Raw genomic sequence first — 12,727 nt, 5'->3', positions numbered from 1 at the left:
GCCCGGCGCAAGGCCGGGCTTTTTCATGAAATCTCGAAAGCGTCGCAGCTTACTGCTGCTTGGCGGCCTTCTGAGCGTCTTCCAGCTTCTTGCGGGCTTCTTCAGCCTTCTTCTGCATGCTGTCCTGCAGGCTCTTCTGGCTCTCGGCCAGCTTCGAATCGGAAATCGCTGCGCCATCGTAGGCGGCGCCGAAACCATCGAGCGAGATCTTGATCGGGTTCGGAGCGCGACGGAAGTTGATCGAGGTGAAGGTGACGTCGGTGCCCTTCTTCAAGGACGCGATCATCGCGTCGGTCAGCGGCACTTCAGCAGTGCACTTGTCCGGCAGGCAGACGGCGTAATCGATCTTCTGGCCCTTGCCGCCGTCGACCTGCATGGTGATGCCCGGAGCGATCAGACGTGCGGTCGGAACGGAAATCTGCAGGATCTTGCGGTTGACCTTGCCGTCGATGGAGATGAGGCCGACTGCGGTCACCAACTGGCCGTTATTGGCCATGATCAGGTTCTGAACGATGCAGATATCGGCGTCGTCCTGCTTGGTGCAGGTCTTGTACCAGCCGAGGCGCGGTTGGTTAGCGTTGGCGCCACCGTCGGCGGGAGCTGCATCTGAGGCATCCTGAGCGAAAGCAGCAGCCGGAAGCGCTGCACCGATCATAAGAGCCAGAGCAGAGAGTCCTGCCCGCATTTTGTTGTCAGTCTTGAACATCATAGCGAAAGCGCCTCCTGAAATCCGATGCGGGACGACAGCCTGCCGCCCCATGCCAATCGGGTCAAACCGCCGTCCACCTGTCGAAAGATTAAGGCAAATGCATGACCCGAGAAACCCGGCACCCCTGTTACATCGCACAGGCGAGGATATCCAGCTTTTCTTTGGTCTTTTCTGTCGAGACCTAAGAATTACCCCAGTCGCGTGTTGGATTCGGCACTGTCGTGATAAGTTCCCCCAGAATCATGCACCCTACCGGAAAGGATGCCATGCGAGCGCTCCAGATCGCTATTTTCCTGTTCTTCTCAGCATTCTGCAGCGCAGCGGCCGCCCAGCCGCTCTATGGTATCGCAATGCATGGAGATCCTGCATTGCCGGCAGATTTTGCGCATTTTCCCTACGTCAATCCCAACGTCAAAAAGGGCGGCCATATCAGCTATGGCGTCGTCGGCACCTTCGACAATCTCAATCCCTTCATTCTGAAAAGCATGCGCACGACCGCTCGTGGCATGTGGGATCCGGAATACGGCAATCTGGTCTACGAACCGCTGATGCAGCGCTCGCGTGACGAGCCCTTCACGCTATACGGATTGCTGGCGCAGACGGTCGAATGGGACGAGAGCCGCAGCTATATCCAGTTCAACCTCAATCCGAACGCCAAATGGTCGGACGGACAGCCGGTAACGTCAGATGATGTCATTTTCACCTTCCAATTGCTGCACGACAAGGGTCGCGTACCGTTTTCGTCCTGGCTCGACGCGGTCGACAAAATCGAAAAAGTCGGAGACCACAGCGTCCTGATCCGCTTCAACGACAAAGCGAATCGCGAAACACCGCTGATCATCGCCTCGTCGCTGCCGATCCTGCCGAAACACGCGATCGACCCCGACAATTTCGATCGGACCACGCTCAGCATCCCGATCGGTTCCGGCCCCTATAGAGTCAAGAGCATCGATCCCGGCCAACGAATCGTTTTCGAGCGCAATCCTGACTATTGGGGCAAGGATATTCCGTCGAAGGTCGGCGTCGACAATTACGACGAGATCGCCGTCAACTATTTCCTACAGGACACCACATTGTTCGAAGCCTTCAAGAAAGGCGATATCGATATCTATTCGGATGCCAGCCCGGGTCATTGGCAACAGGCCTATGATTTCCCGGCCGTGACCTCCGGCGCCGTCATCAAGGACGTCTTCACGCCGAAATTGCCGAGCGGCATGCTCGGTTTCGTGTTCAATACGCGCCGGCCGATCTTCGCCGACAAGAAGGTACGGCAAGGTCTGGCGATGGCCTTCGATTTCGAATGGCTGAACCGGAACCTCTCGTCGGATGCCTATACGCGCACGGAGAGTTACTGGCAGAACTCCGACCTGTCGTCGTTCGGCGTCCCCGCGGACGCGCATGAGCTCGCGATGCTCGGCCCGCTCAAGGATCGTATCGATCGCGATGTGCTTGACGGCACCTACAAGCTGCCAGTCAGCGATGGTTCCGGCCGCGACCGTGCCATCTTGCGCAAGGCTGTCGATCTGCTCAAGGAAGGCGGCTACACGATCAAGGGCGAAAAGATGGTCGACAGCGCTGGGCGGCAGCTGACCTTCGAGATCATGACGCAGAGTCCCGACCAGGAGCGAATCGCCATCGCCTTTCGCCGGTCACTTGCGCTGCTTGGCATTGCGGTGACGATTCGCACGGTCGATGATTCGCAATATCAGCGCCGGACGATCAGCTACGACTATGACATGATCATCAAGTCCTATCCTTCGTCGCTATCGCCGGGGACCGAACAGCTCGGGCGCTGGAGCTCGACCGCAGCAAAGACGGAAGGCAGCTTCAATTTCGCAGGCGTCGCCGACCCGGATGTCGATACGCTGATGTCGCATTTCCTGACGGCCCACTCAGCCGAGGATTTCCGCGACGCCGTCCGCTCCTTCGATCGCATTCTGATTTCGGGCTATTACCTCGTGCCCCTCTACCATATCGACCAGCAATGGGTGGCGCGGCGCAGCCGTGTCGCCCATCCCGATGTCCTTCCGCTCTATGGCTACCAGTTGCCCGTCTGGTGGGACGTATCGGTGCAATGAGGCGCCTCCGCCGTCAAATGTTACCGGTTCCTTTTCGGTAACCGGTTGAAGCTGCCAGCCCAACGGCCTAGATGGGACCTTGAAAGCCAATAATGCGGAAGGATTGAGCCATGGAACGCATCACGATCGATATCGTCTCGGACGTCGTTTGTCCGTGGTGCTATCTCGGTAAGGCCCGGCTGGAGCTGGCGGTCGCCGAAGTACAGGACGAAGTGGGCGTCGACATCAACTGGCGGCCCTATCGCCTCAACGCCGACTATCCGCCTGAAGGCGTCGACCAGAAGAAAGCACTTGAGCAGAAGCTTGGCGGCGCGGAGCGCGTGGCGCAGGGACACAAGATGCTGACCGATCTCGGCCGCGAAGTGGGCATAAACTTCGATTTCGACGCCATCAAGATCGGCCCGAACACGCTCGACGCCCATCGCCTCATCCAGTGGGCGGGGACTGAGGACCGCGAGAAGCAGGAGAAGGTTGTCACCGCCCTGTTCAAGGCCAATTTCGAGGAAGGCCGGAATGTCGGCGACCATACCGTGCTGCTGGATATCGCCGAAAAGGCCGGACTCGACCGCTCCGTCATCGCCACCCTACTCTCCTCAAATGCCGACCGCGATCTCATCATCGGCGAAATCGACGCCGCCCAGAAGATCGGCGTCACCGGCGTTCCTTTCTTCATCTTCGACCAGCAATATGCCGTCAGCGGCGCGCAGACGCCGGATGTATTGGCCGGGGCACTGCGGGATATCGCCAAGATGAAGGCCGAGGCGCGGGCTGGGATGAACTGAGCGCCGGCTTATTCCCGCCGCTGTGCAGCCAATATCACAGATCATTTCTTGACGGACTCTGAGACCGATCGGCGTCGCTCAGTGCCGACGCCGATCCCCAGGTCACCTGCTTAGCCGAGAGCGCTCTGCGCGGCGCAGATCCTATCGACCAAAGCATCGAGTTCGCCCCTTGGCGGACGGCTTTTGGCCAAACGCTGTTTGAGGTGCATGATCGGCTCCGCCAGGATTTCATCCAGGCTCTCGGCGCACGCAAAGTCGCCCGCCGCGCTCTTTACCTTCGAATTGTCGAAGATCGCAGTCCAGGCCTTGTCGCCTACTAGAGGACCAACCCAGTCCGGATTGTATTTGATCAGGGTGTCGGTCGGTACGTGGACGATCTTGGCCTCCACGCCCAGCATCCTGGCGATGGTCTTCTGAATATCGTCCCAGATGTGCGCGCGATCGGAGGTGATGTGGAAAATCTCGCTAAGCGCCGCCTGCTTGCCGAAAAGCCCGACGAAAGGTACCGCGAAGTCAGCAGATCGGGTCAGTGTCCAGGGCGTGCGGCCGTCGCCCGCCACGATGGTGGGCTCGCCGTCCAGCATGCGCCTCGCCATAACGTCGCTGTCGCCCATCATAATGGGTAGGCCGGTGCGAACGGTGTGGCTCGGGCGTACGATTGTCCAGGCCAGGTTCCTGGACTTCCTAAGCAACTCCTCGCAGGCAATCTTGGCCTGGCTATAGGGCCAGTAAGGGTTAATCGCCGGTGTCTGTTCGGTAATCACATAATGGCGCGCCGGCTTTTCATAGACCGAGGCCGAGGAGATGAATATGTATTGGCCGCAGTGGCCAGCAAACACCTCGATGTCACGCGCGACCTGATCAGGGGTGAAGGCGATGAACTGGCATACGACGTCATAATTGGCCTTGGCGAGATCCGCATAGGTCGCCGCTCCAAGCTCACCGACGATCGAGGTCACCCCCGCCGGCAACGGATCGCCTCTCAGACCGCGGTTGTAGACACTGACACGATGGCCCTGGGAGACGGCGCGCTCGACACATGGATATGAGATTTGGCCTGTGCCGCCAACGAAAAGGACTTTCAGGGCCATATGTGGGACCTCAGTGTCTGGAGGGAAATATCTGTGATCACTCTTCATAACGCGAAAGAACTTGAGGGTCTCCCGCAAAATCTCGCGTGCTCATGACTACATCGTGAACATGGGTATGACCGGTCGTCTGAGGGACTCGTCCGGATGTGTTCAAGGACCACGCTGGAGGCTGGCGGCGTGGGCGCGACCGAGCAACAAAGCTCGCTCTCTGTCGTTGCCTGTCAATTCGGCGGCACGGAGGAACTCGGCGCGAGCTTCCTCAGTTCGTCCCAACTTCTCTAATAGATCGCCGCGCACCGTGGCGAGCAGATGGGACCCATTCAAGCGCGGCTCGTCCCTCAACGCGTCGGCGATAGCGAGGCCCCGGACGGGCCCAAACGCCATACCAACAGCTACCGCCCGGTTGACCTCGACGACCGGCGAAGGCGCCGCGAAAGACAGCGCCTGGTAATAGGCGGCGATGGCAATCCAATCGGTGTCGGCAGCAGTCACCGCGCGGGCATGGCCGGCCGCGATCATTGCCTGCAACAGGTAAGGGCCGGGCGTCGGCTCGAGGGCCATCGCACGGCTCAAGCTGTCGAGACCGCTTCGTATCAGCAACCAGTTCCATCGGCTGCGATCCTGATCGAGCAGCAGGATCGGGTTGCCTGCCTTATCGGTGCGGGCGGCAAAGCGCGAGGCGTGCAACTCCATCAGCGCCATCAGTCCCCGCACCTCGGGCTCCTCCGGCATCAACGCTGTCAGCGAGCGCCCCAGGCGCAAAGCCTCGTCGCAGAGATCGGTGCGCAGCCAGTTCGGCCCGTCCGTTGCCACATAACCCTCATTAAAGATCAGATAGACCACTTCCAGAACGGCGCCGAGGCGTTCCCGCCGCTCGTCACCGCGCGGAGTCTCGAACGAAATGGCGGCATCACGCAAAGTCCGTTTGGCGCGCACGATGCGCTGGGCGATAGTGGCTTCAGGCATTAGGAAGGCGCGAGCGATCTCGGATGTCGATAGACTGCCGAGCAGGCGCAAAGCGAGGGCGGCGCGTTGCTCGGCTGGCAGCACCGGATGGCAGGCGCTGAAAATCAGCCGCAGCAGGTCGTCGTCGATATCCTCATCGAGAGTGGCCTCAATATCGGGTGTCTGGCGTTCCAGTTCGCTCAGGTCAATCTTCAGTTCGCGGTGCTTGCCGTCAATCAGCGTGGTGCGACGCAGCCGGTCGAGTGCCCGGTTCTTGGCGACTTGGGTCAGCCAGGCCGCCGGGTTATGCGGGATGCCATCGCGAGGCCAGCGTTCCAGGGCCAATACGAAGGCATCTTGCGTGATCTCTTCGGCCAAGCCTACATCGCGGAGCATGCGCGTCAGCCTGGCGGCGAGCTTCGGCTGCTCAATCCGCCAGACCGCTTCAATGGCGCCGGTGGCGCTCACCCCTTCAGCTCACTGAAGCCTTCAGCCGCTTTTTGGACGTCCTCGGGAAATTCGCTTATCTCATGGACTTGACGAATCTCGATCACGTCATTTTCCGAAGCCGGGCAGCGGCGTGCCCATTCGATCGCCTCGTCGCGCGAGCGCACGTCGATCATCCAATAGCCGCCCAGCACTTCCTTGACCTCGGCGAAAGGACCGTCGACCACGGTCGGCTTGCCACCCTTGAAGCTAACTCTGGCTCCTGAAGCTGGCGGATGCAGGCCGTCCAGCGCCAACAGCACGCCGGCCTTCTTCAGCTCCTCATTGTATTTCATCATCGCCTTCACCGCGTCGGCGCTCGGCATGGCATCGGGTGCTGCGGATGCGTATCCGCCGGGGATCATAAGCATCATAAAGCGCATTGGTCTTTCTCCTTGGTTGGGGTTGATCCGACCCACACGACGAATGAGGAACCTCAGAATCGACAGAAGCGCGGAAAAAATTCAATTCGCTCATTCAAGATAGAAGTGCGAAGGGCCGCCACGAACTGTCTGCAGTGACACCAGCCACATGATACCGCGTATTCCTACTTCGCCAATTCCGCCAACTGCGTCATGACCACAGCCGCTCCCTGCAGCCGCTTTTCCGGTGTCGGAAGATCGCGGGTCAGGAACACGCTTTGATCGGGGCGGATCTTGGCCATCGTGCCTTGCTTAGCGATATAGCCGACGAGATTGGCCGGGTTCGGGAATTCCTTGTTGCGGAATTGTACCACCACGCCCTTCGGGCCGGCATCCAGCTTCTCGACATTAGCGATGCGGCAGAGCGACTTGATGTAGACGATCTTGAGGAGATGCTGCACTTCGGTGGGCATCGGGCCGAATCGGTCGATCATTTCGGCGCCGAAGCTGTCGATCTCCTTGATCTCGGTGATCTCGCCGAGACGGCGATAGAGGGCCATTCGCAGATGCAGGTCCGGCACGTAGTCGTCGGGGATCATGACCGGGGTGCCGACGGAAATCTGCGGCGACCAGCCGGTATCCTGAATCTCGTCGACGCCCTTGACCTCGGCAACCGCCTCTTCCAGCATCTGCTGGTAAAGCTCGAAGCCAACTTCCTTGATATGGCCGGACTGTTCTTCGCCCAGCAGATTGCCGGCGCCTCGAATATCGAGATCGTGGCTTGCAAGCTGGAAGCCGGCGCCGAGCGTATCGAGCGACTGCAGCACCTTCAGGCGGCGCTCGGCGGTCGTCGTCAGCACCTTGTTGACCGGCAGGGTGAACAGGGCGAAAGCGCGGACCTTCGAGCGACCAACGCGGCCACGGAGCTGATAGAGCTGCGCCAGGCCGAACATGTCGGCGCGATGGACAATCAGCGTATTGGCCGTCGGCACGTCGAGGCCGGATTCGACGATGGTTGTCGAGAGCAGCACGTCGTAGCGGCCCTCATAGAAGGCGTTCATGATGTCTTCCAGCTCGCCGGCCGGCATCTGGCCATGGGCGACGGCCACTTTCAGCTCCGGCACATCGGACTGCAGGAAGGCGTGGATATCGGCAAGATCGGCGAGACGCGGGCAGACGTAGAAGCTTTGGCCGCCGCGATAATGCTCGCGCATCAGCGTTTCGCGGATGACGAGCGAATCGAAAGGCGAGATGAAGGTGCGCACCGCCATACGGTCGACCGGCGGCGTGGTGATCAGCGACAGCTCGCGCACGCCGGTCATGGCGAGCTGCAGCGTGCGCGGGATCGGCGTCGCCGACAGCGTCAGCACATGCACGTCGCTCTTCAGCTCCTTCAAGCGCTCCTTGTGCTTGACGCCGAAATGCTGTTCTTCGTCGATGACAAGCAGGCCGAGATTGGCGAATTTGATGCCGCTACCGAGGAGCGCATGGGTGCCGACGACGATATCGGTCTTGCCGTCCGCCACTTCCTTCTTGGTCAGCGCCAAGTCCTTGGAGCCGACAAGGCGCGATGCCTGCTGAATGCGAATCGGCAAGCCACGGAAACGCTCGGAGAAAGTCTTGAAATGCTGGCGAGAAAGCAGCGTCGTCGGCACGACGACGGCGACCTGCACACCGTTCATGGCGGCAACGAAGGCGGCACGCAGCGCCACTTCCGTCTTGCCGAAGCCAACGTCGCCGCAGACGAGGCGATCCATCGGACGGCCGGCGCCAAGATCGTCGCGCACCGCATCGATGGCGTTCATCTGGTCTTCGGTCTCGTCATAGGGGAAGCGAGCGGCGAACTCGTCATAGAGCCCTTCCGGCGAGGTCAGGACAGGCGCATGACGCGTCAGGCGTTCGGCTGCAACGCGGATCAGCGCACCGGCCATATCCAGCAGACGCTTCTTGAGCTTGGCCTTGCGCATCTGCCAGGCGCCGCCGCCGAGCTTGTCGAGCTGCGCCTCAGTACCCTCGCCGCCATAGCGCGACAGCAGATCGATGTTTTCGACCGGCAGGAACAGCTTGGCGTCATCGGCATAGCGCAGCTCGAGACAGGCATGCGGCGCACCGGCGGCTTCAATGGTTTTAAGACCAACGAAACGACCTATGCCGTGTTCGGCGTGAACGACGATAGAGCCTTCGTCGAGACCGGCCACCTCGGAAATGAAATCGGCGGCGCGCTTGCGACGCTTGGAGCGGCGCACCATGCGGTCGCCAAGAATGTCCTGCTCGCCGATAATGATGAGATCGCCGGCCTCAAAACCTGCCTCCAGGCTCAGCACGGCTGCAGCCGCTTCGCCCTTTGCCAAGGTGTCGAGGTCCTTGAAAGCCTCGATCGTCTTGACGCGGGCAAGCCCGTGTTCGGCCAGCACCTGCAACAGGCGATCGAGCGAGCCTTCCGTCCAGGCGGATATCAAGACCTTGCCGCCGGCAGCGCGGCGATCGGCGATATGTTTGACGACAGCGTCGAAGACGTTGACACGCTCGTTGTCAACGCCATCGGTCGATGACCGGGCCCAGCGCGGCCCCTGGCGGGCATCGACGCTGACGACGCGGCGGGCCTCGCCTTCATGCTCGTTGAAGGGCGAGATACGGATGGCATTGAAGGCGTCAAGCGCCTTGGCGAAGGTGCTGCCATCGAGATAGAGCTGGCCGGGCGTTATCGGCTTGTAGGGCGTGCCCTGCGCCATCTGCCCCTTGGCCTGCCCGGAATTCAGACGGGCATCGTAGTAGTCGAAAACGAGTTTGGAGCGCTCCTCGGCAGCTTCGCGCACCGTATGGTCGGTGACCAGCCGGAAGCCCCGGAGATAGTCGAAAACCGTCTCCAGCTTTTCGTAGAACAGCGGCAGCCAGTGTTCCATACCGGCATAGCGACGGCCTTCCGAGACGGCGACATAGAGCGCATCATCACGCGTCGCCGCGCCGAAGGCGGAAAGATAGTTCTTGCGAAAACGGCTGATCGTATCCGGCGTCAGCGTCACCTCGCTCATCGGGTTGAGGTCGAGGGAGCGGATCTGGCCGGTGGTGCGCTGGCTGGCGGGATCGAAGCTGCGAATGCTTTCCAGCGTATCGCCGAAGAAATCGAGACGCACGGGCTCTTCCGTGCCGGGCACGAAGACATCGAGAATGCCGCCGCGCACGGCATATTCGCCGACTTCGCGCACGGTGGCGACGCGATCGAAACCATTGCGCTCCAGGCGGCTGGCGATGTCGTCCATGCGCACCTGATTGCCAGGCCGGGCCGAGAAGGTCAGGCTCTCGATCACATCCTGCGGCGCCACCTTCTGCAGCATGGCATTGACCGTTACCAGGACGATCGCCGCATGCGGCTTGCGATGGTGGGCTATCAGGCCGGAGAGCGCCGCCAGACGGCGGGCCGACGTATCGGAACTCGGCGAAACACGGTCATAGGGAAGGCAGTCCCAGGCCGGCAGCGTCAATACCGGAATGTCGGGCGCGATGAAGCCGAGCATCTGTTCGACGTCAACCATGTGCTGGCCTTCGGACATGACATAGGCAACCGGTTGGCCCGTCCTCGCCAACTCAGCCAGCAGGAAAGGCTCCAGGCCGGCGGGCACATGGCCAACCGTCAGCGGCTCGCTTGCCGCGATCAGCTTCTTCGCATCGAAACCGGGAATCATTTGGTTAGTCCGAACCTTTCGGCGATCTCTTCGAAATCGGGCTTATAGGAAGCCAAGCGTTCAAAAAGCGGAGTCTGCAGATGCGGCGGCGTCGGCTGGCTACCGAGGATCCACCTGAGAAGATCGTTGTCCTCCTCGGCCATGATACGCTCGAATTCATCGAGTTCGGCCTCGGTAAGTCCCGGCAATTCATTGTCGGCGAACTGGCCGAAGACAAGATCCATCTCGCGGATGCCGCGATGCCAGCAGCGAAACAGGATGCGCCGGCGGCGAGGATCAAGGTCAGCACTGCTGAGGGTCAGCCCAGTCATCAAAAAAACCTTTATGTTGATGCGTCTCTATAAAACCAGGCTTGAAAGGTGGGAACCGGTTTTTCGGAAAAAAGCACCTGGCGTGCAATTTTCCGGGGAGTGTGCACCTTGTGAAAGCCTCCGCGACCGTCGGGCCTTGCCAAGCCTACCCTCCCCGTCGCATTTTGCCGGCCATGCGTCCCGCCATCCTCGATCCGCTGTTTGCCTCCATCTCTTCGCTGCCCGGAGTCGGGCCGAAGATTGCCGAGCTGTTGGTCAAGCTGCTCGATCGGGAGAGCATCGACGATTGCCGCGTCATCGATCTGCTCTTTCATGCACCGCATTCCATCATCGACCGGCGCGAGCAGCCGGGCATCGCTCGGGCACCGCAAGGCGCGATCGTTACCATCACCGGCCGCGTCGACCGCCACCAGCCACCGCCGAATCCGCGCAGCAATGTGCCCTATCGCGTCTTCCTGCATGACGAAACCGGCGAACTCGGCCTGGTGTTCTTTCGCGGCAAGGCGCAATGGCTGGAAAAGCAACTGCCGATCGACGAGGTGGTAACCGTCAGCGGCAAGGTAGACTGGTTCAATGGCCGTCCATCGATGGTGCATCCGGACTATATCATGCGCGAAAGCGAGGCGGAAAACCTGCCGCTGGTCGAGCCGGTCTATCCCTTGACCGCCGGGCTCTCGCCAAAATTCCTGCGCAAGACCATAGAAGCGGCGATGACGCGCATGCCGGAACTGCCGGAATGGGACGATGCGGCGCTGACGCAGAAGCAGGGATTTCCCTCGATTTCCGACAGCTTTCACATGCTGCATGCGCCGCGCGATGCTGCCGATATCGACCCGCAGACGCCGGCCCGCCGCAGGCTTGCCTATGACGAATTCCTGGCCGGGCAACTGTCGCTGTCGCTGGTGCGTCAGCGCCTGCGCAAGGTCGCCGGCCAGCCCGTGCATCCCACGGGAGCAATCAGCCGGAACATATTGGAATCCCTTCCCTTCTCGATGACAAACAGCCAGAGGGAAGCCATCGCCGATATCCTGAAGGATATGGCCGGTACGGAGCGCATGCTGCGGCTGCTGCAAGGCGATGTTGGCGCCGGCAAGACGCTGGTGGCCCTGATGGCGATTGCCGCCGTCATCGAAAGCGGCGGCCAAGCGGTGCTGATGGCGCCGACGGAAATCCTGGCGCGGCAACATCATGCGACCATCTCGAAATTCGCCGCGAGCGCCAATCTTTCAGTCGAGGTCCTGACCGGGCGCACCAAGGGCCGCGAGCGCGACGCCATCCTCGACCGCATCGCCTCGGGCGAGGCGCAGATCGTCATCGGCACGCATGCGCTGTTTCAGGACAGCGTGAACTACGCCAATCTCATGCTGGCGGTCGTCGATGAGCAGCATCGCTTCGGCGTGCACCAGAGGCTGCGGCTGACCGCAAAGGGCATCTCGCCGCATATGCTGGTCATGACGGCAACCCCGATCCCGCGCACGCTGGTACTCGCCGCCTTCGGCGACATGGACGTTTCCAAGCTCACGGAGAAGCCAGCCGGTCGCAAACCGATCCAGACAATCACCATCCCGACTGAGCGAACCGGTGACATCGTAGCCCGACTGAAGAGCGCGTTAGGAGAAGGTAAAAAAGCCTATTGGATTTGTCCTCTTGTGGAAGAATCCGAAGAATCCGATTTAATGTCGGTCGAGGAGCGGCATGCGACCTTGACCAAGGCTCTCGGTCCCGGGATCGGGCTCATTCACGGCCGCATGAGCGGACCGGAGAAGGACGCCGTAATGATGGCCTTCAAGAACGGCGAAACCCGTCTGCTGGTCGCCACGACGGTGGTCGAGGTCGGTGTCGATGTGCCGGACGCGACAATCATGGTCATCGAGCATGCCGAGCGTTTCGGGCTCGCGCAGCTGCACCAGTTGCGTGGGCGTGTCGGACGCGGCGACGAGGCGTCCACCTGCATTCTGCTCTATAAAGGGCCACTCGGCGAAACCGGGCATGCGCGGCTCTCCATTATGCGCGACACCGAGGATGGTTTCCGTATCGCCGAGGAAGATCTGAAGCTGCGCGGTGAAGGCGAGTTGCTTGGTACGCGCCAATCCGGAACGCCTGGCTTCCGCATCGCAAGCCTGGAAGCCCATGCCGATCTGCTGGAAATCGCCCGCAAGGACGCCGCCTACCTGATCGAACGCGATCCGGAGCTGACGGGTGAACGCGGCATGGCGGTGCGGACCCTGCTCTATCTCTTCCGCCGCGACGAGGCGATCCGCTTCTTGAGAGCGGGATAGT

At 60.9% G+C, this 12,727-nt stretch carries 9 protein-coding genes; 3 read left to right on the top strand and 6 right to left on the bottom strand.

Annotated features, from left to right (window positions below; all coding sequences use genetic code 11):
* Window positions 1-49: 49 nt before the first annotated feature.
* Window positions 50-709: an invasion associated locus B family protein gene (locus PY649_RS07165; RefSeq protein WP_285867524.1), complete on the bottom strand. Its 660-nt coding sequence runs from the start codon at window positions 707-709 to the stop codon at window positions 50-52.
* Window positions 710-975: 266 nt separating this feature from the next.
* On the opposite strand from PY649_RS07165, the gene PY649_RS07160 reads away from it, so the two are divergent.
* Entirely contained in the window at window positions 976-2,787 is a 1,812-nt protein-coding gene (locus PY649_RS07160) for an extracellular solute-binding protein (protein WP_285867523.1), read from the top strand.
* Window positions 2,788-2,897: 110 nt separating this feature from the next.
* On the top strand, window positions 2,898-3,569 hold the full coding sequence (locus PY649_RS07155; protein ID WP_285867522.1) for a DsbA family oxidoreductase: 672 nt from the start codon (window positions 2,898-2,900) through the stop codon (window positions 3,567-3,569).
* 110 nt (window positions 3,570-3,679) lie between these two features.
* Here the strand turns inward: PY649_RS07155 and PY649_RS07150 are convergent, their stop codons facing one another.
* The 5 genes from PY649_RS07150 to PY649_RS07130 form a co-directional block, all read right to left on the bottom strand.
* Window positions 3,680-4,660 carry an SDR family oxidoreductase gene (locus PY649_RS07150; RefSeq protein WP_285867521.1) on the bottom strand — a complete coding sequence of 327 codons (981 nt, stop codon included), beginning with the start codon at window positions 4,658-4,660 and terminating at the stop codon, window positions 3,680-3,682.
* Between the two features lie 150 nt (window positions 4,661-4,810).
* The gene (locus PY649_RS07145) at window positions 4,811-6,073 is read right to left on the bottom strand and encodes an RNA polymerase sigma factor (RefSeq protein WP_285867520.1); all 1,263 of its coding nucleotides are present in this window, start codon (window positions 6,071-6,073) and stop codon (window positions 4,811-4,813) included.
* A complete protein-coding gene (locus tag PY649_RS07140; protein ID WP_285867519.1) occupies window positions 6,070-6,474 on the bottom strand; it encodes a YciI family protein in 405 nt (134 codons plus the stop codon). The genes PY649_RS07145 and PY649_RS07140 overlap by 4 nt, the downstream gene beginning before the upstream one ends.
* A 164-nt stretch (window positions 6,475-6,638) precedes the next feature.
* Window positions 6,639-10,136, bottom strand: a complete 3,498-nt coding sequence (gene mfd / locus PY649_RS07135; RefSeq protein WP_285867518.1) for a transcription-repair coupling factor — start codon at window positions 10,134-10,136, stop codon at window positions 6,639-6,641.
* Window positions 10,133-10,447 (bottom strand): FAD assembly factor SdhE, encoded by a 315-nt coding sequence (locus PY649_RS07130; RefSeq protein ID WP_285867517.1) that lies wholly within the window; start codon window positions 10,445-10,447, stop codon window positions 10,133-10,135. Before PY649_RS07130 ends, mfd begins: the two co-directional genes overlap by 4 nt.
* Window positions 10,448-10,620: 173 nt before the next feature.
* On the opposite strand from PY649_RS07130, the gene recG reads away from it, so the two are divergent.
* Window positions 10,621-12,726 carry an ATP-dependent DNA helicase RecG gene (gene recG / locus PY649_RS07125; protein WP_285867516.1) on the top strand — a complete coding sequence of 702 codons (2,106 nt, stop codon included), beginning with the start codon at window positions 10,621-10,623 and terminating at the stop codon, window positions 12,724-12,726.
* Window position 12,727: the final 1 nt, after the last annotated feature.

This window comes from Rhizobium mayense (assembly GCF_030272705.1).
Classification (GTDB): Bacteria; Pseudomonadota; Alphaproteobacteria; order Rhizobiales; family Rhizobiaceae; genus Rhizobium; species Rhizobium mayense.
The sequence above is the reverse complement of the archived record's forward strand: the minus strand, read 5'-3'. Positions and strand labels throughout refer to the sequence as shown.

Coding starts and splice junctions, on each gene's coding strand:
- PY649_RS07165 (WP_285867524.1), bottom strand. CDS start 709: ATGATGTTCAAGACTGACAACAAAATGCGGGCAGGACTCTCTGCTCTG.
- PY649_RS07160 (WP_285867523.1), top strand. CDS start 976: ATGCGAGCGCTCCAGATCGCTATTTTCCTGTTCTTCTCAGCATTCTGC.
- PY649_RS07155 (WP_285867522.1), top strand. CDS start 2,898: ATGGAACGCATCACGATCGATATCGTCTCGGACGTCGTTTGTCCGTGG.
- PY649_RS07150 (WP_285867521.1), bottom strand. CDS start 4,660: ATGGCCCTGAAAGTCCTTTTCGTTGGCGGCACAGGCCAAATCTCATAT.
- PY649_RS07140 (WP_285867519.1), bottom strand. CDS start 6,474: ATGCGCTTTATGATGCTTATGATCCCCGGCGGATACGCATCCGCAGCA.
- mfd (WP_285867518.1), bottom strand. CDS start 10,136: ATGATTCCCGGTTTCGATGCGAAGAAGCTGATCGCGGCAAGCGAGCCG.
- PY649_RS07130 (WP_285867517.1), bottom strand. CDS start 10,447: ATGACTGGGCTGACCCTCAGCAGTGCTGACCTTGATCCTCGCCGCCGG.
- recG (WP_285867516.1), top strand. CDS start 10,621: ATGCGTCCCGCCATCCTCGATCCGCTGTTTGCCTCCATCTCTTCGCTG.